Here is a 25388-nt window from a genome sequence, read left to right on the forward strand (position 1 = left end):
AACGACCAAGTCATCTCACAAACTCATGAAAAAACGGAAAGGATACCGATCTTCATGAGCCGCAAAAACCACGCCGCCCACATTTCTCTTTCTTGTCTCTTAATACCAACTATGTCAAAGAACACGACGCAATGTCTGCGTCGTCGAGAAAAGCAACGAAATCCAAGCCCTCAGGAGAAGGCCGAACCCGTCGACAAAACTCAAATGATACCGACGTAGGAGGCGCAAAAACCGTCCCGGTCGACGATTTCTCGCTCGAACCAGAATGATGCCCGCTCCGTCTGGAGCGTCTCGGCGCCGCCGCCGTCGTTGATGAGCGCCATATAGGGGATGGTTTCGCGGCCTGTCAACGCCCGTTTCGCAAAAACTTCAAAAAACTCGTCGCACGATCGTTTTGCGCTCCTGTGGGGCACAGCTTGCCGAGAGCCCGCCGTTCCGCACCATTTTCAAACCATTGTCCCTCCCCGCCTCGCGCAGGCTCAGCCGAGGGCATATGGGTCCACGCCGACCTTTCGTTCGGCGGCGGACAGGTTTGCCTTCGCGCGGATTCATATCGGCCGCAACGATTACGCTTGCGCCGGCTTGAGCACCCTGCCGCCGTCGGCTATGCGGTTAACAAACGACGAATGGACGAGATTCTGGTGGTGATGATTGCATGCGGCCGGGATTTCGCCACCTTGTTGGGACATTGCCGAAGCGGTCCGCCTGACACGGCACAAACCATGTTTCGGGCCATGTTTCGGGCCATGTTTCGGGGAGAGGAATGAACCGTACGGCGCAGGACAGTCCCGGCTTTTGCCCTTCCCTCGGTGACGAACCGGCGCTGATCGCCGATCGGCGCCGTCGTCCGGACAAGCGGCAGGTCTCAGCGCGCTGGCTGACGGGAACCCTTCTCACGGGGCTCACATCCACAGCGTTGATGGGCATCGCGCTTTCGGCCGCGCTCGACGGTCACCATGGCGCGGCAAGCCCGGCGGTGGCGATGACCGTCGACGGCCTGTCCGACGATCAGCTGGCCAAGGGCCAGCGCGTGGTCGCCACCGCAATGCCCGTCGCCCGCAGCCGGCAGATCATGGAATTGTCGACGCTGACCCGCGACGGCGACCGCGAAGTGTTGCGCACCTTGCCCTTCGGCTACGTCAACATGCTTTTGGCCGCGCGCTACCAAGCGCCGGCCGACTACCCGCGGTTCGATCCCTTGAAAATCTTCGGGGCCGACGACGAGAAGGACGGCGCCGACGAGCCGGCCAAAATCTACGGCAATCGCGTCGAATCGGAGGTCAGCCTCAAGGTCTCGCAATTCGACTTCGAGCCATCGACCTACGAACGCAATGTCGATCTCGATGCGGCTTCGGCGGAAAATCTGGTGCGATCGGTCGCCTCACGGGTCGGCAACAAGCCGGTCCAGGTCGCCTCGCTCAGCAGCGTCGATCCGTTCCGCTTCGGGTTGAATGTCGACATGTCGGAATACGAGCCGGGTTCGGCCTTCCGCGTCGTTCCGGAGAACGTCTCCTTCGCCGTCGCCGATACCACCCATGACGACCTGCCGCGCTTCCACGAGGAAATCGTGCCCTTTCGCCAACAGGCGGCGATCGCGGACATTCTCAGCCGCGCCGGCCATGATGGCGAGCAGACGAAGGACGCCGTCGACGCGCTCACCAAACTGATCGGCGCCGACACGCTCGAGCCCGGCGACGCCTTGCGCATCGGCGTCGAGACCACCACCACCGGCAAAGGCGACACGGCCGCTTCCCATGGCGAGGTCGTACGGCTTTCCGCCTATCGCGGCGGCGAGCATCTCGGCACCGTGGCGGCCACCAAGGACGGCCCGTTCGAGCCGGCCGACGCGCCGGAAATGTCGGATTCGGTCGCCGAAGGCATCGACGAGAACGAAGACGAGGCGCCGATCCGCGCCGACATGCCGACGGTCTATGACGGCATCTATCAGGCGGCTCTTTCCTATGGCCTCGATCAGCGGATGTGCCGCCAGCTGGTGCGCATGCTGGCGAGCGACATCGATCTGCAGGCCCGGCTGTCCCCCTCCGACCGACTGGTCGTCTTCTATTCGATGACCGGCGAAAAGGGGAAAGACCTCAGCTCGGCCGAAGCCAGCGAGATGCTTTATGTCGAGATCCACGTCGGCGATCTCGTCAAACGCTACTATCGCTTCCGGCCGAATGACAGCAAAATCGCCGATTATTTCGACCCGAGCGGCCGCAGCGCGCGGCAGTTCCTGTTGCGCAAACCGGTGCCGAACGGGCGGTTCACGTCTGGCTTTTCCACAGGGCGCAGACATCCCGTTCTCGGCTATATCCGCCCGCATTGGGGCGTCGACTGGGCGGCGCCCCGTGGCACGCCGATCCTGGCGGCCGGCGATGGCGTCGTGGAAAAGGCCGGTTGGGCGACCGGCTATGGCCGCGAGACGGTGCTGCGCCATGCCAATGGCTACGAAACAGTCTATGCCCATCAGAGTGGCTTTGCCAACAACATCAAGCCGGGCACCCATGTCCGTCAGGGCCAGGTGATTGGCTATGTCGGCTCGACCGGCATTTCGACCGGCAATCACCTGCATTTCGAAATCCACGTGAACGACAAGCGCATGGACCCGATGCGGATCAAATTGCCGGCGGAAAAGATCCTCACCGGCGACGATCTCCTCACCTTCAAGCGCGAGCGCGATCGGATCGATACGTTGCTGAAGGATCGTGTCGACGAGCCGCTGCTCGCCGCAAAATAAATCGCCTCCCCCCTTTGAACCTGCCACGATGGCGAGTGCCCCTCAGCGGCGCCCGACGAACATGGCCGACAGCCCGGCCACGCTCAGCGGCAGTAGGTCGCTGCGTTGCGGCGAGCGGCCATGTCGAGATGGAAATGGGTGGCATGGTCGGCGTCGGTGCCGGGCCCCAAGACGGTCTTGAAGGGACCGCAAGCGCCGGCCCGAATGCCATGCTGAAAACGGCCCTCCGGCGTATCGTCGCTACGGGCCTTCACGTCGATTTCCCGCCCGTCCGACAGATGGACGCCCGCAATGTCAATGGCACTGCCACGGGCATGTTCTGAAATCCGGTCTTCGGACGAACGCGGGCGGCAAACATAGGTGCCCTCCTGCCGGATCGTATCGATGTGAGCCTTGGGGAAGTTCGCCTTCGCCGCCGGCACGATCACGTCGCTCGCCCACTGGTCGAGCGCCAGCGCGGTGCGGCAGAGGACTTTGGTAGGCGGCACGACGGCGATGCCGGAACTGAGCTTATCCACGGCGACCGGCCGCAACACACCGCAGGCGCCCTCGCTGATACTGGGCTCGACGGTGAATTTGACGCCACGCTGGCTCAGTTCAGCTTCGCAAGCCTTGGCATCGGCAAGCGCGGCTGCTGCCTCGACGGTGATGGCCGGGGTGATCGCCGCAACGTCGGAGCGCAGCGCCGATGGCGAATGCTTGAGCTGACGGTGTCTACTGCCGAGCGTGGATGGTGCAGCGCTTGTCGCCGATCCGCCGCCAGCGTTCGAAGACGGGCCCTCGCCGGCCTTTTCCTCCAACGTCGCTTGGCGATCGGAATTTCGATGGTCAGGGCGCGGCTGCGGCAGCGGGCCTTGCGCCGGCGGCCCTCCGGCCTCAACGCGCGCGCCGGAAACGGGCGCCACCGGTTCGTCGAGACCGGCCACCGGATCAGCCTTGCGGTCGAGAGCGAGCTTTTCAGGCTTCGACGTCTCGGCGTCGGGCTTGGGCGGCGGTGCGATTATGGCCGGCGCCGGTTGCGCGGCGTCCAGATCGCGATCGGTCTTGACGTCGGCTTGCGGCTTAGCGGTCTCGCCGCCGTCCGGCAGCTTGGCCGATTGATCGGCAGCCGCCGGCTTTTGCTCGGTCTGCGGCGGCTGCGTCATCACCGTCGCGCGCGGCGTCGGGACCGGCGGATTGGCCGGAGCGGCCGCTGTCTTGGCGCGGCTGGTATGGCGCGTGGTGCGGTGCCGGATCGGACGATGATGCGGCCTCAATCCCGGAAAGATTCGCTCCAGAAGCGACTCCGCATGGGCCTTGCCGGTCGTGCCGAAGCCCTTCGGGATCGCAACCATCAACAAGCCGGCCAGCGCAACAACGGCCGCGCTCCTCATCCGAAAACGCTCCACCTCGAGACCAATCGACTGCTGGTCAAGGGGCGATCCAAACCACCAGGGGCGGCAAAACCGTTTGATCGACGCGCCGTGCCGATCATGCCGGGGCGACGAAATGGGAGCGATACCGTCACGCTTTGGTCGTCCAATTTGAAACCGTTCGTTTTACATAGCGCCCCGCAGGAGCCTGGAAACCGCCACGATCGCGCTTGGCCGAAACCGACGTCGCCAACGCCGACGGTTCCCGCATCACAAAGCGAACGAGCCGCGCCGATCGAGCGCGCCGTGCCTCCGCTAGGACGGACAAAGGACGCGCACTCTGATTAAGTCTCAGCATCGGCCTTGGCCGAACATCGATTCCGGTTTCCGGTCGATGCTGGAGACCGGCGCGGCGGTTCGATCGCCGATCAATCGACGAACTGAACGGTCACGCCAGGCTTGACCATCTTGGCCAGTTCGGTGGCGTCCCAATTGGTCAACCGCACGCAGCCATGGCTGTTGGTCTTGCCGATCTTGGACGGTTCGGGCGTGCCGTGGATACCATAGGTCGGCTTCGACAGCGCGATCCAGATCGAGCCGACCGGGCCGTTCGGGCCCGGCGGAATGGTCAGGACCTTGTCGTTAGTGCCCTGCTTGAAATTGATCTTCGGATTGTAGGTGTAGTTGGGATTGAAGGCGATGCGGGTCACCTGAACCGTGCCGGAGGGCGACGGCGTGTCGGTCGAGCCGATCGTCGCCGGATAGGCGGCGAGAAGCGTCCCGTTGGCATCATAGGCGCGGACCTGCTCGCGGCCTTTGTCGGCAATGATCTTCGCCACCTCGCCGGTGACGTTCTTACCGACATCGGCGACCTTGATGATTGTGCCCGCGCGGTTGAAGTCGGCGCCCGGATTGATCTGCTTCAGATAATCCTCATCCATGTGGAACCGTTCGGCGAGCCGCTCCGAGACCCGCTCGAAGCTCATCGCCGGCAGCTTGGCCTTTTCGGCATAATCGCCCGGAATCGACGCGACATAGGGGCCGGCGACGTCCTCGTTGGTGATGGTGTAATTGACGATGGCCGGACCGCCGGTCTTATCGAGTTCCTCGGCGAGCGCCTTGGGATCGCCGGTCTTCAGGGCATGGCCGAATTTCTCCTGATAGGCCGCAGCCGCCTTGTTGACGTTGCTGCCCATACGTCCGTCGATCACGCCGGGCGACATGCCGGCCCGGTCAAGCAGAATCTGCAGAGCGGCAACCTGCACCTTGTCGGCCTTGCCGCCCGGAGCCTGAACCGCGGGTGCCGGGTTGGTCTCCTGAATGGTCTGCCCCTCGCCGGTTGGCAGCGGCTGCGAGCCAAGTGTGTCCGGCTGCGGCCCTGCCGGCCCTGCCGGCGCGCCGAGTGCAGGGCTGGGTGCTGGGCCGAGTGCTGGATTGGCGTCTTGCTGCGGCAGACCCGCTTCCCGGGTTCCTGGCGCATTCTCCCCTGCCCCTGGGGACGGCAGCGGCGAGGCCTCGATCGGACCGGTATCGTCGTTTCCGCCGTTATTGTCGTAGCCCTGATCGTCGCTATAGGGATCTCTGCCGTAGATATCGCCATTCTGGTCCTGATATGGACCTTCATAGGGATTGGCGCTGCGCGGGCGTCCAGCATAGTCCGGGCCGGAATTGTAATCGGCCGGCGGAGCGACATTCGCCGGCCCTTCGAGCGTCACGCCGGGAGGCGGCGGGCCGTCGATGATTTCGCCACGCCTTTGCTGAAACCGCTCCCTGCGGACCTCAAAGCGGTCGCGGCGAGGATTATCAACGCCGACGATACGGCCGCGACGATCAAGATAGATCCGCCGGCCGTATTGGTCGACATAGCTCTCGACGGCCCGGGCCGGTGGCGCCGGCTCATAGGATTGCGCCACGCGCACTGCCGGTTCGCCATCGGCGCCCCCTGCTGCCATGGACGGCTGCGCCGCCAGCACGGCGACAAGCGCGCCTGCAAGGCTTCCGAGAACCAAATTCTTCATCGCACATCTCGATCGTTCGTCGTCATCGCCACGTCTCAAGCTTCCGCTGTGCGGCTATCGTGTTCCTAAACGATCACGCATCCGCTCAGCGACAGCCAGACGAGTCACATCCTTTGGAAGTCTCGAGCTTGCCACATGAAACGGACATGAACATGACCATAGGCAAGCCGTGATTTCCCCCTCACCCCGCCCGCGGGATAGCGACAAACCCCTTTGCCGCACGAGAGGAACCAGCGAGCGCGCAACTGGTTCCCCGCACGACGCGGCCGCACGGGGCTTCTTGCACAACGCAGCGGCAGGCGCTGCAGACGTGGACGGGATCCTTTGATCCTTCCGTCGGCCTTCGGCGACAAAGCTGCGAAAAACGATTCCGATCTTTGAGACGATGCGGTAGAGGATCGGCCGCTTTGTTGAAGGAGAGACCGTTTGACCCAAGACCTTCCCGACCGCCTGAGCATCGACCCGGATAGCCCGTTTTACGACGAAGCCGCGATCGGCGACGGCGTCGGCGTCCGCTTCAAAGGCGAGGAAAAAACCAATGTCGAAGAATATTGCGTCAGCGAAGGGTGGATCCGCGTTCAAGCGGGCAAGGCGCTCGACCGCAAGGGCAAGCCGCTGACGATTAAGCTCAAGGGACCGGTCGAGATCTATCGCCGCACGCCCAACCCGAGCGACGCCGGCTAGAGCGTCCTGCGTCCGATCGGACGCAGAAAGGTCGCTCTAAGCTTTTGAATCGCCGCATCGTGCTTTGCCGAAAATCGATTCCGATTTTCGGGCGAATGCTGTAACGCCAGCGCCAAAATTCTTGAGCGGTCAGTCGGCGACGTCGCCGCCGATCGCCATCAGCGATTTCGTCAGACCCGCCACCTTCTCGTCGACCAGCGTGGCGCCCGGAAACAGCTGACGCATCAGCTTGCGGTCGAGAAGCCGGATATCGGCGACATTACGATAGGCTTCGTCGTAGCTCCGCGCCTTCGGAAAGAAGCCCAGATTGAAGCGCTGCATCATCGCGACGCGAACCGCCAGCGGCAGCCACTGGAAGCCCGGCACCCGGAAGTGCGGCTCCAGCGGAAACCAGAAATTCGGCGTCTGAACGAAATACCGTTCCCCCAACCGCCGGACGTTGTCGGCGAAGGCTCGCATCCGCGCGACGTCGCCGACATGCTCAATCACCGAGTTGGAATGGACAAGGTCATATCTTCGTCCGGCATAAAGCTCTGGATCGCAGGCATCGCCTGCTACCGACACGAACATCTCTTCACTGACCGGTGCCGCGGTCTCGTTGTTGACGAGAATGATCGAAATCCGGCCGCGGTGTACGGAGAGGAAATCATCGGCTATCGTCCAATAGGCCTCGGTGCCGCCGAGATCGAGGATCTCGATCCGCTTTTTTGTCTGCAACGCCCCCTCGATCAATCGGCGCACGTGAAAAAAGCGCCGGGCTCGAAAGCGGCGCTCGAGGCTTTGCGGGTCACTCATCGGATCTGGCTTGACCCAGCTGTTGCTCACCTGCGCAACCGACATTGAACCCTCTTCATCTTTGACATTTCCTCTGCGCTCGAACTCATCAGGAGGCGCTGCAATTGCTAAAGCAAAATCAAAATAAAGTCATAAGATATAATGATCATCCTGTCCGCAATCGTATGTTAATGAGACTATATAATATATAGAAACAAAAATATATTTGTATCAATTAATTAATTCTCCAAAAATGCTGAGATCTCTCAAAGTCATACTAAAAAGCAATGAATAATTCGGGAAAAAGCTCGCATTGTTGCGGCGCATACCGCTGACTGAGAGAATAAGGCGGCTATGCCTCAAGGCTTTGGCCTGACACAACAAGGCCGAAAAATCCAAGGCTCTCGATCGCTGAAAGGACGACGGCGCCGCCCGATCAGGCCACGCCGTCGAAAGATCGCGAATGTGCCGCGCCAGTAGTTCCAACACGGACGGCGCATCGCATGGCGCCGCATCGATCAGGAAATCGCCGATGCTCAGCGGGGCGCGCGCTTGGCCAAAATGCGCTGCAGCGTGCGCCGGTGCATCGACAGCCGCCGCGCCGTCTCGGAGACATTGCGATCGCACATCTCATAGACGCGCTGGATGTGTTCCCAACGCACCCGGTCAGCCGACATCGGATTGGCCGGCACTTCGACCTTAAAGCCCGCCGAACGCAGCAGCGCCGCGACCACGTCGTCCGCGTCGGCCGGCTTGGCCAGATAGTCGATCGCCCCCAGCTTCACTGCGGTCACAGCGGTGGCGATATTCCCGTAACCGGTCAACACGATGGCGCGGGCCTCGGGCCGCCGCTTCTGCAGTGCCGCCACGACGTCGAGACCATTGCCATCACCCAGCCGCATGTCGACGACGGCATGGGCCGGAGCGCTGCCTTCGACGTCGATAAGACCGGCAGCGATGCTGTCGGCAATACGGACACGAAAGCCGCGCTGGTCGAGCGCCCGGCTCATCCGCTGCAAAAACGGCCTGTCGTCGTCCACCAGAAGAAGGCTCGGGTCGGACACCGGCAGCGGGATTTCATTGAAATTCATCGAATGATCAAGCATTCCTCAGCGCAGTCCTTCCACCCATACGTGTTTTCATTGCGTCGGAATTCATTTGCGTACTCTCGCCGCCGATCATTTGGCGGCATTCAAGCCCGTGCCGCTTCATTGGCGGTTCCGACGAGTGTGCTGAATCTACGCTGCGACTAAACGCCCAGATGCAGCAGGCGCGAACTAAATTCTAGTTGATAGCCATGAGAATTTTCTAAACCACTGGAACTTCTAGGACATTAGTTTTCACCGGCTCGCCTTTCCCGAGTGTTCGGCTGGTCGGCGACGCCCGCATCGGCGGTGGACGGTGAGTCGAATCTAACCTCATTGGTTGATTTCAATTTGAATATGCACTTAAAAGATGTAGATTCCGTCCTTTCAATTCATCGAATTGAACTGATCTGTGATCACGCCTTTATCACTCCTCCGGACCACCGGCGACATAGCTGGATCGCTTCCAGGCAATCTGCGCAACGGCTCCGCTGGTCGCGCGATTTTCGATGCGCACGTCGGCGCCGGAGCGTTGCAACAGCGTCATCGCGATGAACAAGCCGAGGCCAAGGCCGCCAGCGGTTCGCTGATCCCGCGTGTCCCTGCGGGAGATATACGGATCACCGATCCGATCGAGAACAGCCGGCGGAAAGCCGGGACCATCGTCGAGAACCTCGATCCACACCGATCCGGTATTCCAGCCGGCGCGGATCACAACGGCCGAGCGGGCGAAATCGACCGCATTTTCGACGATGTTGCCGATGCCGTAGAGCACGGCCGCATTGCGCCGAGCCACCGGTTCCGGGCCCTCGCGCTCGATGATCTCCACCGTCACATCGACGCTGAAATGGCGATGCGGCTCAGCCACCTCGTCGAGCAGCGCCAAAAACGAGAGATTGGCAAGCTGGCTTTCGCTGCAGGCCGACAGGGACGCAAGCCGGCCGAGAATGGAACGGCAGCGTTCCGACTGCTCGACGAGGAGGATCACATCCTCAAAGAGCGGATCGTCTTCCAGGACCGAGCGCTTCATCTCCTTGGCGATCAAGGCGATCGTCGATAAGGGCGTGCCGAGTTCATGGGCCGCGGCGGCGGCCAGTCCATCAAGGGCCGAGAGATGCTGCTCGCGCTGCAAGACCAGTTCCGTCGCCGACAGCGCATCGGCCAGCGCCCGCGATTCCGCCGCGAGCCGATAGATATAGACCACGGCAAACACCAGGGTCGTCGCCAGGGCAAACCACAGGCCGCCGACATATTCGGCCGGCAGGGTAAAGCCATTGGGAATCGGCCACGGCAGCGGATAGTGCACGGCGACCAGCACGCTCGTCGCCGCGACGGCGAGCCCGCTGATTGCGACGACGGTCAGCGGCGGCTGCGTCGCCGAGGCGATCACCGCCGGCACCACCAAGAAGACGATGAATGGATTGTGGATGCCGCCGGTCAGCATCAGCAAGCCGGTCGGCTGCAACACATCGAAGCTCAACACGGCAAACGACGCCGTTGCGGACAAACGGAAGCTGCCCGGAAAGCGGCCGGCAAGATAAAGGTTGAGCCCGGCCGACAGCCCGATCAGCGCGAGGCAGAGAAAGACGGGAAACGGCCAGACCAAAATCCACGCGACGAAGACGCAGGCCGCCGTCTGCCCGACCACTGATAGCCAGCGCAGCCGGATCAAGGTCGCCAATCGCAAGCACTGGCTCTCGCGCATGCCTGGGATCACGCCAGGAGCCGCGGCGCGGCGGCGCTCGTCTGTCATACGGTCCATGGCACGTTCTCCACCTGTTCGACGATCGCGCGAATGAGATCACAGAACACGTTTACGAGTGGAGAACCAAGGCCCACTTGCGGCGACCGGGTGGCGCCGCGGCTGGGCGGATTTTCATAGCCAGCAATGCAAAGCACCGCCCGCGGGCTCGGAACGCGAGAGGGTTTCGGCCGCTTCTACGGACATGACGTATCGGCAGTTTTAGAGCAGCCGCGGCCGTCGCGGTGCCAGCGGCACGCCGCCGCCGATACCCCCAAAGCCGAGAAGGAGACGATGATGGCGATCGCCAATCTCAAGGACATCTACATCGACCAGCTGCAGGACATTTACAGCGCAAACACCCAGTCGGCCAAAGTCACCCGAGAACTGGCCGATGCGGCCCATGCCGCCGGCCTCCGCCACGCCCTCAAGGCAGGTGTCGAGGGGATCGAGGATGGCCGCAACGCGCTGCAGAGGATCATCACCGCCCATGGCGCCTCCCCGAGCGGGGAGTTCTGCAAGGGGATGGAAGGCCTGGTGAAGGAGGCAAGATCGCATGCGCTCGAGGAAGAGATCTCCGACAAGGATGCCCGCGACGCGATGATCATCACCCAATATCAGCGCATGGCCCATTACGGTATCGCCGGCTATGGCTGCCTGCTTGCTTTCGCCAAACGCCTCGGTCTAGACGACGACGCGAAAACGCTGGAAGAGTGCCTGCGCGCGACCGCCCACGGCGACAAGACGATGAGCGAGCTCGCTGAGGGTAGCATCAACCAGGCCGCCGCCTGACGGCTCGGTTTCGATGCAAGTGTCAACGGCGCGGCTTGGCCCGTGCCGTTGGCTTGGCATTCGCCGGATCTTCCGGCCATTCGTGTTTGGGATAGCGACCGCGCAGATCGGATCTGACGTCCCGCCAGGAGCCGGCCCAAAACCCCGGGAGATCGCGGGTGACCTGGATCGGACGATGGGCGGGCGACAGGAGTTCCAAGGTCAGCGGCAAGCGGCCATCGGCGATCGCCGGATGCACTGCGAGACCGAACAATTCCTGAACGCGGATCGCCAGCACCGGACGCTCGCCCTCGTATCGGATCGGAACGCGCGAGCCGGTCGGCGCTTCATAGTGGCTCGGCGCCAGATCGTCGAGCCGGCCAGCAAAGGCCGGTGGAACGAGACCCGTCAGCGCCGCGATCAAAACGCCCTCGGTCAGATCGCCAAAGCTCGACGCCCCTGGCGCATAGGGGAGCAGCCACGCCTCGACCGTCAGCGCCAGTGCCGCGTCGTTCATATGTGGCCAGGGTGGCCCCGAGACATCGGCCAGAAAGCGGAGGCGAGCGAGCAGCCGGCTCGCCTCCTTGCCGAAATCGAGCCGCTGCAATCCCAGCCGCCGGATCCCTTCGGCCAAGGCAGCGGCGACCCGCGCGTCAGCGGGCAGCGCCATCGGCACCGTTTCGACCGCCGCCCGCCCCAGCCACGTCGTGCGAGATGCCCGCACCGAGCGGCTCTGCGGCACGAAGGCGACGGTGTCATCTGTCGTCGCCTTGGCAGCGAGAATGCGATCGAGCGCCAGCTGGCCGAGCGCCGCCCCCGAAACGATCCTTCCGGCCGCAGCCGCGCCCTGGACCTCGACGGCGACCAGCACTTTTTCCCGCGCCAGCGACGTCGCCGGATCGAGCGCCCCGCCCCGGCCATTGCTCAGCGCGAACTGGCCGGGCGTCGGCTGGCGAAGCGCGATCCGATCGGGATAGCCGAGCGCCAGGATCGCGCCGATATCGCCATCGCTCGGCCAGCCGGCGCCGGAGCTCTTCTGTGCATCGCTCCGGCTCGTTGCCGCGATCCGGCCGGCGAGCGCCATCGCCTGTTTCGAGCGCGGATCGCGGCCTTGGCGCAGGCGACGCAGCCGGCTGTCGAGATCGACATCGGTCCCGCCGAGACCGCGTTCGGTCACGAGAACGGCGAGTTCGGCCGCCGTGCGGCGATCCTCCGCGTCGGCCGCAGCGACCATGTGGGCGAGCCGCGGCGGCAGCGGCAATCGACGCATCGCCTGCCCAGCCGGGGTCAGCCGCTGCATGTCGTCGAGCGCGCCGAGATCGGCCAGCAGCTTTGCCGCTTCCTTCACCGCAGCCTGCGGTGGTGGATCAAGCAGCCGCAGCTGCGCCGGATCGTTGACGCCCCAGGCCGCGCAATCGAGCAGCAGGCCCGACAGATCCGTCGCCAGGATTTCCGGCCGATCGAAGGCGTCGAGCGCCGCCGTCTGCTCGGCCCGCCAGAGGCGGATGGCGGTGCCAGGTTCGGTCCGGCCGGCACGGCCGGCGCGCTGATCGGCCGAGGCGCGCGACACGCGGACGGTTTCCAGCCGCGTCAGGCCGGTCTCAGGTTCGAAGGCGGGACGCCGCTTGAGGCCCGAATCGATGACGATCCGCACGCCTTCGATGGTCAGCGAGGTCTCGGCGATATCGGTTGCCAGCACCACCTTGCGGATGCCGGCCGGCGCCGGGCGGACCGCCTTGTCCTGATCGCTTGCATCGAGCGCGCCATAGAGCGGCGCCAGCAGGACGTTGGCCGCAAGCACCGGCTGCAGACGCTCGGCGACCCGGCGGATCTCTTTTTGCCCTGGCAAAAAGACGAGAATGCTGCCGGTCTCCTCGGCGAGCGCTGCGCGCACGGCCGCGACCACCGCATCCTCGACGGCAACCGTGCCGGGCCGGTCGCGATGCCGGATGGTGACCGGAAAGGCGCGGCCCTTGCTTTCGACCACCGGCGCGTCGTCCAGCAGCGCGGCGACCTTGGCGCCGTCAAGCGTTGCCGACATCACGACAAGCTTCAGATCGTCGCGCAAGGCCGTGGCGACCTCAATGGCGAGCGCCAAGCCGAAATCGCCGTCGAGCGAGCGCTCGTGAAACTCGTCGAAAATCACCGCATCGACGCCGGCAAGCTCCGGATCGTCGAGAATCATGCGGGTGAAAACGCCCTCGGTGACGACCTCGATGCGGGTTTTCGCCGAAACCTTGGTATCGAGCCGCATGCGCCAACCGACGGTCTCGCCGACCGCTTCGCCCAGAAGCTCGGCCATGCGCCGGGCGGCCGCCCGCGCGGCCAGCCGACGCGGCTCGATCAGAATCACCCGGCCGGCGATCCCGTCGCTTACGAGATGCAGCGGCACCAGCGTCGTCTTGCCGGCGCCGGGCGGTGCAACCAGCACCACGCGGCCATGGGAAAGAAGCGCGGCAGAGAGATCGCACAACACCTGGATGACAGGAAGCGAATCGACGCCGGCCGGAAGCTTCGGCTTGGCCCCCGCCGTCATACCGTCGTCCCCTCCCCGGAACCGATCTCGACAAGGGCGCTGCCGGCGGCTTGTGCATCGGCCGGATCGTGCGTCACGAGCACCGCCGGAATTTTCCGCGCGCGGATCGTCTGGAAGACGAGATCCCGGATTGTCGCGCGCAGATCCTGATCAAGGCGCGCGAACGGCTCGTCGAGCAGCAAGGCCTCCGGCTTGGCGAGCAACGTCCGCGCCAGCGCAACCCGCGCCGCCTGGCCGCCGGACAGTGTTGCGGGATCGCGGGAAAAATGGCCGGCGAGCCCGACGTCGCTCAGCATCGCCTCGGCTGCCGCGCGCCGCTGGCGGCTGCCTTTGACATTTGCCGGTAAGGCAAACAGCAGATTGTCGCCAACCGACATGTGCGGCAAGAGCAGCGCATCCTGGAACAGTAGCCCAACGCGCCGGCACCGCGGTGGCAGCAGCGTGAGATCGCGGCCGTTCAGGCACACGCGGCCGACAGCCTCGAAAGCCGGGTCGAGGAAGCCCGCGACAAAGGCGAAGAGCGTCGACTTGCCGGAACCGGACGGTCCCATCACGGTCAGGGTGTCACCCGGTGCGACGCGATGGTCGAGGGCGAGCAGCTGGCGCCCGGCCAACCGGATCGCGACGCGATCGAGGACCAGTCCATCGGTTGATGGCGGCACGGCATCGCCGCGCGGCGAAGAAGAAGCCTGTTGGTCGATCATCGCGGCTTCATGGCGCCTCGCCGCCGCAAGAGCAAGCGCGGAAGGCTCCCCGACAGGCTGAAGGCGAGGAAAGGCAGGAGCATCTGCAACAGTGCATAAGCCCCGATCACCCGGCGATTGCCGCCCGAGGCGAGCGCCACGGCCTCGGTGGTGATCGTCGGCAGACGACCCGCACCGATCAGAATGGTCGGCAGATATTGGCCGACCGAGGTCGCAATGCCGATGGCAAGCGCTGTCAGAACCGGCCGGGTGAGCATCGGCAGGCGGACACGGAACAGCGTTCGGATCGGACCGTGACCGAGGCTCGCGGCGATCTGCTCATAGCGCGGATCGAGGGCGAACCATGGGTCGGCGAGCGCCAAGGCGACGTATGGCGCGACGAAAATGAGATGCACCCCGGACAGCATCAGGATCGAGGGTTCGAGCCGCAACGCCAGGATCGTCACCTGCAGACCAGAGACGAAGGCGATTTGCGGGACGATCAGCGGCAGATAGATCAGTGCGGCCACCAGCGGCGGCAGACGCAGCTTTTGTCCGGCCGCGGCCCCGAACTGGCGCCGCCGCGCCTCCAGCAGGACCACCACCAGTCCAAGCGCTGCCGTTGCCGATGCAATCGCCACGATAAAGCTCGTCGCCATCGGCCCACCCAGCGAGGTGATAACGCGGCTCCAAGTCGAAAAATTGAAGCTCGGCGGAAAAATATCGGGAAACGACCAGAAGCCCGCGATCGACCATAAACTTAGCCATACGAGGCCAAAGGCCACCGCCCCGCCGGCAAGCGCCACCGGCACCGCCGATAGCAGCCGGAGCCAATGATCCTCTGCCAAACGCCGGCCGCCGATCCCGATACGATGGCGCAGACGGGCCGCGAGCCGCTCACCGCAGAGCCACAGGACCAGCACGAGGCCAGTGACGAGAAGCTGCAGGACGGCGCCGGCCGATGCCATGAAGTGCAAGGAAAGGTCCGGATCGTTCATCCAGGTGACCAGCCGCACCGCCAGCGGGGCCGGCGTCGACGGGCCAAGGATCAATGCGACATCGACGACACCCGACGCATAGGCCGCGACCGCCAGCACCGGCAGACGGATCTGCCGGTAAACACCCGGCCAGACCGCCAGCAGAAAGCCGAGAATACGGCCATGGCCGAGCGAGGCAGACAGCCGCATGCGGCGCGTTGGGTCCGCCTGCGGCAGCGCGGCAAAAGCGACGAGGATGAGAAACGGCATCTCCTTGGCGACCAGCCCGGCCATCATCGCGAGACCCCACGGATCACCGATGATGAGAAGATCGGGCGGGCGATCGAAACCGAAGATCCTGGCGAGGACGCGAAAGATCAGCCCGGACGGTGCGATCAAAAAGGCGAGGCCGAAGGCCGCGGCCGCATGCGGCACCGCCAGCAGCGGCGCCAGCGCCCGTTGCGCCAGGCGGTGACCGGCGGTGTCGTAAAACGCCGCCAGAAACAGGGCGACGCCGACCACCGCGACGGCGGTGGTGATCAGGCCGCTCGCCAGCGAAAGCAGCACGGATGTGACGAGGCCCGGCTCGGCGAGAAGGGCGCGCACCGGCTCGAGCGACAGCGCCCGCCCGCCGAGCGCCGGCATATAGCCGAAGGCCGGCAGCAAGACGCCGATCAAACCGATCCCCACCGGCACGGCAAACAGCGCGGCGATGCCGTAGACGACCAACGCCGCGCCATGACGCGGGAGCCCAGGAAAACCTGCGCTCTTATTCTGATGCTCCCTAAGCGCAGTCGACGACCGCACGCCAAAAAGCTTCAGTGCCTTGGGACTGACGGAATGCGGCAAGAATCATCACTTTCAGAAGACCAATCGAGCGGGACGCCCGCGCAAGCAAGATCGTCCTGACTAGCCGTCCCCTCAACTGCCGTAGCGATGCTTCCATTCGGTCTCGATGCGCGTCATCCAGGACGGATGCGGCTCCGGCAGCACCGGGCCGAGCTTCGAGGGCGGCAAGGTGGCGACGCCCCGGTCGATCTTGGCGAAGGCCTCGCGGTCCTTGGCCGGCAGCTTGTCCATCGCCAGGATCGTCGGATCGCCCCAATAGCGCGGATCTTCCTTGCGCAGCTGCGCCTCGGGCGAGATCAGGAAATTGGCGACGACCTTTGCCGCTGCCTTGGCGCTCGAATTATACGGAATCGCGACGAAATGGGTGTTGCCGAGCGTGCCATTCGGAAAAACGAAGGAGCGCACGGTGTCCGGCAGCTCGCCGGCCTCGATCGCTGACGAGGCTTCGGCCGGGTTGAAGGCGAAGATGATGCCGAGCTCGCCGTCGGCGAGAAGCTGCTTCATCGCCGGATAGGACTTCGGATGGTCGCGCCCCTGGCGCCAGAGCACCGGCTGGACAGCATCGAGCCAGTCCCACAGTGGCTTCGTCACGGTCTCGAAATTCGCCACGTCGACGGGCTTTTGCAGTACCGATGGATCGGCGACCGTTTCCAGCAAAACCTGCTTCAGGAAGCTCGAACCGATGAAGTCCGGCGGAGCCGGATAGGAAAACTGGCCGGGATGCTGCTTCGTCCAGGCCAAGAGCGCATCGGCGGATTTCGGCATGTCGGCCACGGGCCCCGTGCGGGCGGTATCGGCGAAGAACACCAGCTTGGCCGCGCCCCAGGGCGATTCCTGCCCCTTGGTCGGCAAGGTGAAGTCGACGGAGATCGTCGGATTGGCGGTATCGACATATTTCCAGTTCGGCAGCGTTGTCGCAAAGCCCTTGGACAGCAGTCCCTGCTTCTGCATCGCGGCAAAGTTTTCGCCGTTGATCCAGATCAGATCAATCGAACCGTGGTCGTTCTTGCCCGCCGCCTTTTCGGCGACGACGGTCGAGACCGCATCGGCGGTGTCGTTCAGCTTGACGTGCTTCAGCGTGATCTGAAAGCGCTTCTTCACCTCGCTGCTGACCCAGTCGATATAGTCGTTGATGGTCTCAGAGCCGCCCCAAGCATCGAAATAAACGGTCTTGCCCTTGGCCGCGGCGAGTGTGGACTGCCAATCGTTCGCTTTGATAGCGTCGGCATTGGCGCGCGCACCGAGCAGCAGGCTGGCTGCCATGACCATTGCGACAATTCGTAACTGAACCATATCGCCTCCTCGGCATTTTCTTCGCCGGCTCGAAATGTCCGACTCCTCATCAGGTTCGTTCGATCGCGGCATATGTTTCCGATCGTCGTGAGCCCGATCATCACATGAGGCAGGCTGATGCCAACGCCCCTCAGTTCCGCTATTGAGAAGAGGCAAGCAGACGATTCAACCGGCAGATTCGCCGATCGTCTTAGGAGACGCGACAGATGACAGAGCGCGACGAACGCAGAACCCTCGTGCTGACCGGCGCATCGCGAGGCATTGGCCACGCCACCGTCAAACGGTTTTCGCGGGAAAATTGGCGCGTCATCACCTGTTCGCGTCAAGACTTTTCGGAAAACTGCCCCTGGCCGGCCGGTTCGGAGGATCATATCCGGGTCGATCTGTCCGATCCCGAGGACGTCGGCTACGCCGTGTCTGAAATTCGCCGCCGGGTGGAAGCCAACGGCTCGCAGCTGCATGCCCTGGTCAACAACGCCGCGATTTCTCCGAAGGTCGATGGCGGCAAACGTCTCGATTCGATCCAGACGCCGATGCACATGTGGCGCGATGTCTTCCAGGTCAATTTCTTCGCCCCGATCATGCTAGCGCGCGGCCTGTTCCGAGAGCTGTCCAACGCCAAGGGCTCGATCGTCAACGTCACCTCGATCGCCGGCGGCCGTGTGCATCCCTTCGCCGGGACCGCCTATGCCACCTCCAAGGCCGCGCTGAACTCTCTCACGCGCGAAATGGCCCACGATTTCGGTCCGGCAGGAATCCGAGTCAACGCGATCGCGCCCGGCGAGATCGAGACCGCGATCCTGTCCCCGGGAACGGAAAAACTGATCGATGACATTCCACTGCGCCGTCTCGGCCAAACCGCCGAGGTCGCAGACGTGATCTATTTCCTCTGCTCCAACCAATCGACCTACGTCTCCGGCTCCGAGCTGCACATCAATGGCGGTCAACACGTCTGATCAGACAGCGATAAGGGACTGATTTTCAGCGCGGAAGTCAGTTCCGACCGACAGGCAGCGGCATCGTCGGCGAAAGGCCGCCTCTCGCTTTGCCGCGACATGCGACGGCTGCGCCCCGCCCTCCCCATGGTGAACCTGTCAAACCACGACGGTGACAGCGCGAGACGCCCTTCGACGAACCCATCCTTCGACAAGCTCAGGACGAGGGGCGGTGGCTGGGTGTGATGGGCTGGCTTATCGAGACGAGCAGCTAACCGGCCGATTAGCCATGGCGGCTGAGGCTGCGGGCGGTGTCGAGGAGCTTGTCGCAGAGCGATTCGAGACTGCTGCGGGCGACATCGTCGGTCAGTCGACCATTTTCGTCAAAGCCCTCCCCCGCAAGCGGCAGCAGGCATTGCTGGGTCATCACATCCGCGCCGAGGGCCCGCAGCACCACCCGCACCGCTTCGAGGCCCCGTTGCCCGCCGAAGCGTCCGGGCGAGGCGGACGCCAGCCCGACGACGAGGCCTTTGAACGGCTGCACCGGCCGCTCGTTGACCTTGCGAACCCGGCTCGCCCAATCGATGGCGTTTTTCAGCAAGGGCGGAATGGAAGCATTGTATTCGGGCGAAACGATCAACAGCGCATCCTGCGCCGCGATCCGCTGCGCCAGCAGCTGGGCGTTCTGCGGAACGCCGCTCTCGATCTCGAAGTCGCCGTCGTAGATCGGCAGCGGATAATCGGCGAGGTCAACGCGAGTGACCACCGCCTCGGTGACCGACAACAGCCGCATGGCCTCCGAAGCCAGACGGCGATTGTGCGAGCCAAGCCGCACCGAGCCCGGCATGATCAGAATATTGGCACTCAAGCCGCCATGTCCTCGCACCGTTCGTCGCCGTCAGCGTGGTAGATCCACACCCGCGCCGGCGGGATGTTGCTCCAAACCCGCTTCGAGGAGGAGGTCTTGAAGACGCCTGGCAGCGAGCGAACCGGCGGCGTCACCATGTAGGACAGCTGGGTGAGATTGCCGCCCGGCAAAAGTCGCTCGAAATAGCGGGCAAACAGATCCTGGCGCCGCGCGTGCGGCATGTTGACGATCGGGATCGCGAACAGGATCGCGGCATATTTCGGCGCGCTGTCCACCGGCCCGAGGGTCTTGTCGAGGTCGAGCCCATCGCCGTGAATGACGTTGACCTTCGGAAACCGCTGCTGGAGCTTACGGGCAAAATCGCCCTCATATTCGATCGAGGTGATGCGCTCCGGCGCAACGCCATGGGTGAGCAGCGCCCGCGTCACGACGCCGAGGCCCGGCCCGAGCTCCAGGATCGGACCGTCGAGATCGGTGGTCGCATGGCTCACCATCATCGAACAATAGGCGCGGCTCGACGGGGCGATGGCGCCCATCTTGATCGGGCTGCGAACCCAGTTCGCCAGAAAGGGAAGCCAGTCGCTCTCGGGGGTCTGTGAGGTGGTTCGGCTCATGACGTCTTACTCTCGCGCTTCACTCGGTCAGCGGATGAAATCGGCGGGGCCGAGGCCTTATCGGCCGAACGGTAGACCAGCACCCGCGCCGGCGGCAGGTTTCGCTTGACCCAGGGGCTGAGTTCCAAGGTCGCGCCGATCTTCTTGGCCTTCACCGGCTGGGTCAGGGCATAGGAAAACTGAATGAAGGGGGCTCCCGGCCGCATCATTTCAAGCGACCGGCCAACCACCTCCTCGCGCATCTCGTCCGGCCGGGTAAACAGCGGCAAGCTCGAGACGACGGCTTCCAAGGGATCGGCGCCGATCCACTCGGGCAACGCCCGGCCGATGGCATAGGCATCGCCTTCGATGACCTCGGCGTCCGGAAAGCGCTGGCGCAAAAGCTTGCAGAAGTCGTGAGAGTATTCGATCAGGACGAGCGAACGTTCGGGCACGCCGCGCTGCAGCAGCATCTGGGTGACGACGCCGGTGCCCGGCCCCAGCTCCAAAACCCTGGAGTTTTCAGAAAACAACGCCGGATCGGGAACATAGGACGCCATCGCCCGCCCGAGGGCACGCGAAGACGGCGACACCGCCCCCGTGATCAGCGGCCGTTGCAGCCATCCGCGAAAAAACCGCGCTTCGTCACTCACCTTGATGCGCGGACGCGCGGACGACTGCTGTCGCCGCTGCAAGACTTCCACCACGCGTTTTCCTCCATCCTTCAGATGCATGATCTACCGGCGCGGTCACGCCGGCGCTTTGCAGAAAACCGTGTCGCCATAACCGCGGCATCCGTCACGATTACGACAATCCGAAGATGGAGCAGATCAGGTCTCGCTCAACCCTTCGAAGAACTCCTTCATCCTGGAAAAGAACCCACTCGACTGGGGAGAATTCTCCGTCGACGAGATCTGCTCGAATTCTTCCAGCAATTCACGCTGTCGACGCGAGAGATTTTGCGGCGTTTCAATTGCCACTTGGATGAATAGATCGCCGGTCTGCTGTGAGCGCAGTACCGGCATGCCCTTGCCGCGCAACCGGAATTGCTTGCCGGTCTGCGTCCCTTCGGGAATTTTGACTCGGCTGGTGTTGGCGTCGAGGGTCTGGACGTCGATGTGTCCGCCGAGCGCCGCGGTGGTCATCGACACCGGCACCTTGCAGAAAAGATCTGATCCGTCGCGCTGGAAGAACTCGTGCGGGCGAATCGACAGGAAGATGTAGAGGTCGCCCGCCGGGCCACCGCGCAGACCAGCCTCGCCCTCGCCAGCCAGCCGAATCCGTGTGCCATCCTCGATACCCGCCGGGATGTTGACCGACAGCGTGCGCTCCTCGGGCAGACGACCGTCGCCGCCGCACTTGCCGCAGGGATCGGTGATCACCTGACCGCGGCCCTCGCAGTTCGGACAGGTGCGCTCGATCGAGAAGAAGCCCTGTGCCGCCCGCACCCGCCCGACACCGCCACAGGTCGGGCAAGCCTTCGGGCTCGATCCCGGACGGGCGCCAGAGCCCGAGCATTCGTCACACTGAATGGTGGTCGGCACGCCGATTTCGGCGGTCTTGCCGGCAAACGCCTCTTCCAGCGTGATTTCCATATTGTAGCGCAGGTCCGAACCACGCTCGCGCCCGCCGGAACCCTGGCGGCCGCGGGCTGCCCGTCCGCCCATCATCTCGCCGAAAATATCGTCGAAGATGTCGGCCATGGAGGATGCGAAATCGCCGCGGAATCCGCCGGCCCCGGCGCCACCGCCGTTTTGGAACGCGGCATGGCCGTATCGATCGTAAGTCGCGCGCTTCTGCGGATCCTTCAGGATCTCGTAGGCCTCACCGAGTTCCTTGAACTTCACTTCAGCGTCGGCGTCACCCGGATTGCGGTCCGGGTGGTATTTCATGGCGAGCTTGCGAAACGCGCTTTTCAGTCCCTTTTCGTCAACATCGCGGGACACGCCGAGCATTTCGTAGTAATCGGCCTTCATTCACACTTCCATCGGTTCTGTGTTCTTGCCGCTCGCGGGGACCGGCGCCACGTTTTGGCGCGGCCGCCGTACCCTCGGTGGATGCCGTCGTTCCTGCGCCTCGATCAAGACCCGTCACAAGAGCGAAGTCCCACCCGTCCTCCTGGCGCAAAGGGCATTTGCACACAGGCTGCAAGGCGGAAACGCCGCGCGTTTCCAAGTCGACAGAAGCGCTCCATGTTCTTGTCGCCGCAGACAGCGTTGCGGACGCCAAGGCGCCCGGTCCCTCGTCCGCTTACTGACCGTTCATCTAGGAACGTTGATCCGGCGATACCATAGGCCACAGGTTGGGCAAAGTGCATCGACGCATCGCATCGCAAGCAAATCGAAACATTTGCCCAGATCACGGTGGAAAAGCGTGGATCAGCGGCGGATCAGACGGAAATCAAGCCGGGATGCACGGAAGCGCGGGCGGGCTTGCGCGGCTGGATCCACTTGGCGCAAAGGGGCTCGACATAGCGGGCGGAGAGCAGCGCGACAGCCACGGTCGCCATCATCGGCAACAGCCAGAAGAGATAGAAAGGGACGACACCGGTGTTCTTCAGCCAGTGGTACCACAGCCCTTCCAGAAACAGCACTTCCATCACCGGGTGGATCAGATAGATGCCGAACGCCACCCGCGTCACCGGCATCAGCGGCGCAAGACGCGCCGTGGATTGCGGATTGGCCGTTTCCGCCAAAGCGGTCAGCACAAGCGACAGGATCATCAGCGGCATCACGACATAGTACTGAAACCCGACCAGCATCGCGCCGACGGCAAGCGCCGTCAGCACAAGGCCGGGCCAGTGACGGCGCAGATCGACGAAGCGGCGCTCGACGACGATCGACGCCGCCGCCCCGATCATGAAATCGGCAAGCGCGCGATAGGCGCCCATCGCATCGGCGGTCATCCAGTGGCCTGACGGAAACCAGCCATAGGCTGAGGCGACTTCCAACAGCGTGATCCAGATCGCGATCCCCACCAGCAAGCCCCGCAGGCCGCCCAAGCGCAGCGTTAAAAGAATCAATGGGAACAAGGCATAAGAGAAGAATTCGGCACTGATCGACCAAGACGGATAGTTCAGCGCCAGACCGTCGGTCAGCCCCAACCCGTGCAGCAGCAGGAGGTGATAGGGCAGCGCCTGAAAGTCATGCAGCCAGGGATAGTTTTTCGCGCCGACACTCCAGGCGGCCAATGCCACCAGCACGAAGAAACCGGTCGTCATGTAATGCAGCGGCAGAAGGCGTGCAGCGCGCCCGCGCATAAAGGCCCCATAACTGCGAAGATCCGTCACCCGCTCGCGATAGCGCGTGGTGATGAAGAAGCCCGAGATCATAAAAAACATATCGAGCAACGGCAGCAGGCGATGCAGAATGCCGGCCCCGGTCTCGACGCCGTAGGGTGCCCAAAAGACGAAGTGATAAGCCATGATGAGAATCGCCGCGACGAAGCGCCAGCAATCGAAAATTCTGAAATACACGGCCGGTCTCCATCATCGGCAGAAGGACAGCGCGCCACGATATTCGCGCAGTTGACCTCGCAGCCAATTGTGCGCTCTCTCAGGGTCAGCGCAAGCACAACTCAGACACGTGGTTAAGTAAGTCACCGGCGCAAGTCACAAAAGCGCCCTCATCGCGGTCAGATCCGATCCAGCGGACAGGGAACGGCCTTGCGATCGCATTTGCGCCGGTAGACCCGCTCCCAGCGCGACAATCGCCCCCGGTCCGTCAACCGTGCGACGAGATCACGGAAGAACGCCTTCTTCTTCGGCTTCTTATCGAGACGCTTGAAGCGCTTTTTCTCGGGTTTGGTCATCGAACAGCCGATACAAGTTTCGCCTTCAGCCCGAAACTTGCACACGCCAATGCAGGGCGACGGCGCTTTGGTCCATCGTTTTGCCACGCAAAATCCTCGCAGAAGATCAGCCGGTCGAAGGCAGAGGCCGGAGATTAGCCTCCAACTTTGAGGCCGCGGCGCCGTGCCGCTTCACGCCCCCTTTGCCGATACGAGTTCGGCTGCTATGAAGACTGATCGATTTTGTCAAGTTTTAGAAGAGCTCTAATCTGATGCCCGTCAACGCTTGAGTTTCGGCGTTTGGAGCGGGCTGCCGACGGACGACATGATGAGCGCAGCATTTGCCTTTGCGGAACCAGAGACCCCCGGCGCCGTGATTCTGCCTTTCAGACGCGGCGATCGGGAGATCGCTTGTCCCACTGTGACGAAGCGTGTCCCGAATCTGTCGGAAGACGATCGCAATCGGCTGAACCGGCTGCGGTGGTTTGCGCTGAAGAGCCATCTCGCCCCCCGGCGGGACGTGGAGCGGGCCTGCCTCGTCCTGTCGGCCCAAGCCGAAACGAGCATCGAATATCTGGCGACCTTTTTCTTTCGGGCACTCGACGAATATGCGACGCGCGAACTCGCCATTTATCGGCCTGGCGCGCGGCATCCGTCCGAGGACGAAATCTGGCTTCTGCGGCTGATGGCGTCCTGGCAGAGCGATGAGCGGACCGCGGGATCCGCGTTGATTGCCTGGCGTGTCCGTCTCGAAGGCCGTCGCTGGCTGCGCTTTCTTGCCGAAACGCTCGCCCATCGGCTTTGAGTGAAACCGGGGGCGCCAAGTACAAGATCCGCTTGGCCGCTCCCTGCTTTACCGACCTTGGCCTGACAACACGACACCTTACCGGCGATTCGCGCTCGCTTCGCGCGATCGCGATGTCCTGGCAATATCCGCTTCGCGCGTCCCTCCCCTGCCGCTGATGTCCAATACTCCACGGCCCGCTTGTCGACGTCATCGCGTCTCTGTGCGGAGGGAAACAGACCGCGGAGCCGCAGGTTCTCGAGCGAAAAATCAGACCAGCGACAAAAATCGCGGACCCGACTTCCATCTTGTTTAGAATAGGTCTAAAGACAGAGCCCAAGACGCTCTTTGGCGTTCATGTAACGGAATTTTCTGCAAAGGAGACAGCCATGGCTCTCGTGGCCGCCAAGATGGAACCCACCGCCAAGGAAGAAATCGTCGAGGGTCTGACCCAGGCTCTGGCCGAGACGGCGGTCGAGACGATGAAAGCCCAGAACTTCCACTGGAACGTCACGGGCATGGCCTTCGGCCCGCTGCACGAGTTGTTCCAGAAGATCTACGAGGATCACTTCGAGGGTCAGGACTTCCTCGCCGAGCGCATCAAGGCGATGGACGCCCATGCCGAGGGCCGGCTCAGCGTCTTCCTCAAGCTGAGCAAGATCACCGAGCATGACGGCAAGACCGACGCCAAGACCATGATCGAAGTGCTTCTGAAGGATCAGGAGACCCTCTCTTCGACGCTGTCCGCTTTGGCTCAGGTCGCAGACCAGCATGGCGACTGGGCGACCAACGACATGGCGACAGCTCGCATCGAAACCCACGACAAGTTCGCCTGGATGCTGCGCGCCCACCTGCGCAACACGGCCGCCTAAACCGAGCGCTGCTCAATCGAGCCCGAATAATGGCCCGTCGATATCTC

The 25388-nt window shown here is 63.3% G+C and carries 22 protein-coding genes; 6 read left to right on the forward strand and 16 right to left on the reverse strand.

What is annotated here, in order from left to right; translation table 11 throughout:
- Positions 1 to 200 precede the first annotated feature (200 nt).
- Positions 201 to 350: a hypothetical protein gene (locus J1C48_RS12150; RefSeq protein WP_207258130.1), complete on the reverse strand. Its 150-nt coding sequence runs from the start codon at positions 348 to 350 to the stop codon at positions 201 to 203.
- 413 nt (positions 351 to 763) lie between these two features.
- On the opposite strand from J1C48_RS12150, the gene J1C48_RS12155 reads away from it, so the two are divergent.
- Positions 764 to 2737 (forward strand): M23 family metallopeptidase, encoded by a 1974-nt coding sequence (locus J1C48_RS12155; RefSeq protein WP_207258131.1) that lies wholly within the window; start codon positions 764 to 766, stop codon positions 2735 to 2737.
- Between the two features lie 83 nt (positions 2738 to 2820).
- Here the strand turns inward: J1C48_RS12155 and J1C48_RS12160 are convergent, their stop codons facing one another.
- Positions 2821 to 4110, reverse strand: a complete 1290-nt coding sequence (locus tag J1C48_RS12160; RefSeq protein ID WP_207258132.1) for an extensin-like domain-containing protein — start codon at positions 4108 to 4110, stop codon at positions 2821 to 2823.
- A 407-nt stretch (positions 4111 to 4517) separates the two neighbouring features.
- Positions 4518 to 6107: a L,D-transpeptidase gene (locus J1C48_RS12165; RefSeq protein ID WP_231081756.1), complete on the reverse strand. Its 1590-nt coding sequence runs from the start codon at positions 6105 to 6107 to the stop codon at positions 4518 to 4520.
- A 426-nt stretch (positions 6108 to 6533) separates the two neighbouring features.
- Between J1C48_RS12165 and J1C48_RS12170 the strand changes: the two genes are divergently transcribed.
- On the forward strand, positions 6534 to 6791 hold the full coding sequence (locus tag J1C48_RS12170; protein ID WP_207258133.1) for a DUF3297 family protein: 258 nt from the start codon (positions 6534 to 6536) through the stop codon (positions 6789 to 6791).
- Between the two features lie 129 nt (positions 6792 to 6920).
- Here the strand turns inward: J1C48_RS12170 and J1C48_RS12175 are convergent, their stop codons facing one another.
- The 3 genes from J1C48_RS12175 to J1C48_RS12185 all read right to left on the reverse strand — a co-directional run bounded on the left by J1C48_RS12175 (position 6921) and on the right by J1C48_RS12185 (position 10412).
- Positions 6921 to 7631: a class I SAM-dependent methyltransferase gene (locus J1C48_RS12175; RefSeq protein WP_207258134.1), complete on the reverse strand. Its 711-nt coding sequence runs from the start codon at positions 7629 to 7631 to the stop codon at positions 6921 to 6923.
- Positions 7632 to 8101: 470 nt separating this feature from the next.
- Positions 8102 to 8656: an ActR/PrrA/RegA family redox response regulator transcription factor gene (locus tag J1C48_RS12180; RefSeq protein ID WP_207258234.1), complete on the reverse strand. Its 555-nt coding sequence runs from the start codon at positions 8654 to 8656 to the stop codon at positions 8102 to 8104.
- Positions 8657 to 9077: 421 nt separating this feature from the next.
- Positions 9078 to 10412, reverse strand: coding sequence for an ActS/PrrB/RegB family redox-sensitive histidine kinase (locus J1C48_RS12185; RefSeq protein ID WP_425523501.1), 1335 nt, complete (start codon positions 10410 to 10412; stop codon positions 9078 to 9080).
- A gap of 273 nt (positions 10413 to 10685) precedes the next feature.
- Between J1C48_RS12185 and J1C48_RS12190 the strand changes: the two genes are divergently transcribed.
- On the forward strand, positions 10686 to 11183 hold the full coding sequence (locus J1C48_RS12190; RefSeq protein WP_246753875.1) for a YciE/YciF ferroxidase family protein: 498 nt from the start codon (positions 10686 to 10688) through the stop codon (positions 11181 to 11183).
- A gap of 22 nt (positions 11184 to 11205) precedes the next feature.
- Here J1C48_RS12190 and hrpB read toward each other — a convergent pair whose 3' ends face one another.
- The 4 genes from hrpB to J1C48_RS12210 all read right to left on the reverse strand — a co-directional run bounded on the left by hrpB (position 11206) and on the right by J1C48_RS12210 (position 17500).
- Positions 11206 to 13698 carry an ATP-dependent helicase HrpB gene (gene hrpB / locus J1C48_RS12195; protein ID WP_207258135.1) on the reverse strand — a complete coding sequence of 831 codons (2493 nt, stop codon included), beginning with the start codon at positions 13696 to 13698 and terminating at the stop codon, positions 11206 to 11208.
- Positions 13695 to 14402, reverse strand: a complete 708-nt coding sequence (locus J1C48_RS12200; RefSeq protein ID WP_207258136.1) for an ATP-binding cassette domain-containing protein — start codon at positions 14400 to 14402, stop codon at positions 13695 to 13697. The genes hrpB and J1C48_RS12200 overlap by 4 nt, the downstream gene beginning before the upstream one ends.
- Positions 14399 to 16087, reverse strand: coding sequence for an ABC transporter permease (locus tag J1C48_RS12205; protein ID WP_207258137.1), 1689 nt, complete (start codon positions 16085 to 16087; stop codon positions 14399 to 14401). The genes J1C48_RS12200 and J1C48_RS12205 overlap by 4 nt, the downstream gene beginning before the upstream one ends.
- 192 nt (positions 16088 to 16279) lie before the next feature.
- Positions 16280 to 17500: an ABC transporter substrate-binding protein gene (locus J1C48_RS12210; RefSeq protein ID WP_207258138.1), complete on the reverse strand. Its 1221-nt coding sequence runs from the start codon at positions 17498 to 17500 to the stop codon at positions 16280 to 16282.
- A gap of 206 nt (positions 17501 to 17706) precedes the next feature.
- Here J1C48_RS12210 and J1C48_RS12215 point away from each other — a divergent pair, with 206 nt between their 5' ends.
- Entirely contained in the window at positions 17707 to 18456 is a 750-nt protein-coding gene (locus J1C48_RS12215) for an SDR family NAD(P)-dependent oxidoreductase (protein ID WP_207258139.1), read from the forward strand.
- Positions 18457 to 18718: 262 nt separating this feature from the next.
- Here the strand turns inward: J1C48_RS12215 and J1C48_RS12220 are convergent, their stop codons facing one another.
- The 6 genes from J1C48_RS12220 to J1C48_RS19125 form a co-directional block, all read right to left on the reverse strand.
- Positions 18719 to 19303, reverse strand: coding sequence for an NADPH-dependent FMN reductase (locus J1C48_RS12220; protein ID WP_231081757.1), 585 nt, complete (start codon positions 19301 to 19303; stop codon positions 18719 to 18721).
- Positions 19300 to 19917, reverse strand: a complete 618-nt coding sequence (locus tag J1C48_RS12225; protein ID WP_207258140.1) for a class I SAM-dependent methyltransferase — start codon at positions 19915 to 19917, stop codon at positions 19300 to 19302. Before J1C48_RS12225 ends, J1C48_RS12220 begins: the two co-directional genes overlap by 4 nt.
- Positions 19914 to 20603: a class I SAM-dependent methyltransferase gene (locus J1C48_RS12230; protein WP_231081758.1), complete on the reverse strand. Its 690-nt coding sequence runs from the start codon at positions 20601 to 20603 to the stop codon at positions 19914 to 19916. The genes J1C48_RS12225 and J1C48_RS12230 overlap by 4 nt, the downstream gene beginning before the upstream one ends.
- Positions 20604 to 20726: 123 nt before the next feature.
- Positions 20727 to 21872: a molecular chaperone DnaJ gene (gene dnaJ / locus J1C48_RS12235; protein WP_207258142.1), complete on the reverse strand. Its 1146-nt coding sequence runs from the start codon at positions 21870 to 21872 to the stop codon at positions 20727 to 20729.
- Positions 21873 to 22285: 413 nt separating this feature from the next.
- Positions 22286 to 23371, reverse strand: coding sequence for an acyltransferase family protein (locus J1C48_RS12240; protein ID WP_231081759.1), 1086 nt, complete (start codon positions 23369 to 23371; stop codon positions 22286 to 22288).
- A 158-nt stretch (positions 23372 to 23529) separates the two neighbouring features.
- Entirely contained in the window at positions 23530 to 23793 is a 264-nt protein-coding gene (locus J1C48_RS19125) for a DUF1289 domain-containing protein (RefSeq protein WP_207258143.1), read from the reverse strand.
- A gap of 313 nt (positions 23794 to 24106) precedes the next feature.
- On the opposite strand from J1C48_RS19125, the gene J1C48_RS12250 reads away from it, so the two are divergent.
- Positions 24107 to 24490, forward strand: coding sequence for a hypothetical protein (locus J1C48_RS12250; protein ID WP_207258144.1), 384 nt, complete (start codon positions 24107 to 24109; stop codon positions 24488 to 24490).
- Between the two features lie 368 nt (positions 24491 to 24858).
- A complete protein-coding gene (locus tag J1C48_RS12255) occupies positions 24859 to 25341 on the forward strand; it encodes a Dps family protein (RefSeq protein WP_207258145.1) in 483 nt (160 codons plus the stop codon).
- Positions 25342 to 25388: the final 47 nt, after the last annotated feature.

The organism is Jiella flava, assembly GCF_017349315.1.
Classification (GTDB): Bacteria; Pseudomonadota; Alphaproteobacteria; order Rhizobiales; family Rhizobiaceae; genus Jiella; species Jiella flava.

What these genes read in the sequence shown, in the direction of transcription:
- J1C48_RS12155 (WP_207258131.1), top strand. Translation starts at nt 764, where the DNA reads ATGAACCGTACGGCGCAGGACAGTCCCGGCTTTTGCCCTTCCCTCGGT.
- J1C48_RS12160 (WP_207258132.1), bottom strand. Translation starts at nt 4,110, where the DNA reads ATGAGGAGCGCGGCCGTTGTTGCGCTGGCCGGCTTGTTGATGGTTGCG.
- J1C48_RS12165 (WP_231081756.1), bottom strand. Translation starts at nt 6,107, where the DNA reads ATGAAGAATTTGGTTCTCGGAAGCCTTGCAGGCGCGCTTGTCGCCGTG.
- J1C48_RS12175 (WP_207258134.1), bottom strand. Translation starts at nt 7,631, where the DNA reads ATGTCGGTTGCGCAGGTGAGCAACAGCTGGGTCAAGCCAGATCCGATG.
- J1C48_RS12180 (WP_207258234.1), bottom strand. Translation starts at nt 8,656, where the DNA reads ATGAATTTCAATGAAATCCCGCTGCCGGTGTCCGACCCGAGCCTTCTT.
- J1C48_RS12185 (WP_425523501.1), bottom strand. Translation starts at nt 10,412, where the DNA reads ATGGACCGTATGACAGACGAGCGCCGCCGCGCCGCGGCTCCTGGCGTG.
- J1C48_RS12190 (WP_246753875.1), top strand. Translation starts at nt 10,686, where the DNA reads ATGATGGCGATCGCCAATCTCAAGGACATCTACATCGACCAGCTGCAG.
- hrpB (WP_207258135.1), bottom strand. Translation starts at nt 13,698, where the DNA reads ATGACGGCGGGGGCCAAGCCGAAGCTTCCGGCCGGCGTCGATTCGCTT.
- J1C48_RS12200 (WP_207258136.1), bottom strand. Translation starts at nt 14,402, where the DNA reads ATGATCGACCAACAGGCTTCTTCTTCGCCGCGCGGCGATGCCGTGCCG.
- J1C48_RS12210 (WP_207258138.1), bottom strand. Translation starts at nt 17,500, where the DNA reads ATGGTTCAGTTACGAATTGTCGCAATGGTCATGGCAGCCAGCCTGCTG.
- J1C48_RS12215 (WP_207258139.1), top strand. Translation starts at nt 17,707, where the DNA reads ATGACAGAGCGCGACGAACGCAGAACCCTCGTGCTGACCGGCGCATCG.
- J1C48_RS12225 (WP_207258140.1), bottom strand. Translation starts at nt 19,917, where the DNA reads ATGAGCCGAACCACCTCACAGACCCCCGAGAGCGACTGGCTTCCCTTT.
- dnaJ (WP_207258142.1), bottom strand. Translation starts at nt 21,872, where the DNA reads ATGAAGGCCGATTACTACGAAATGCTCGGCGTGTCCCGCGATGTTGAC.
- J1C48_RS12255 (WP_207258145.1), top strand. Translation starts at nt 24,859, where the DNA reads ATGGCTCTCGTGGCCGCCAAGATGGAACCCACCGCCAAGGAAGAAATC.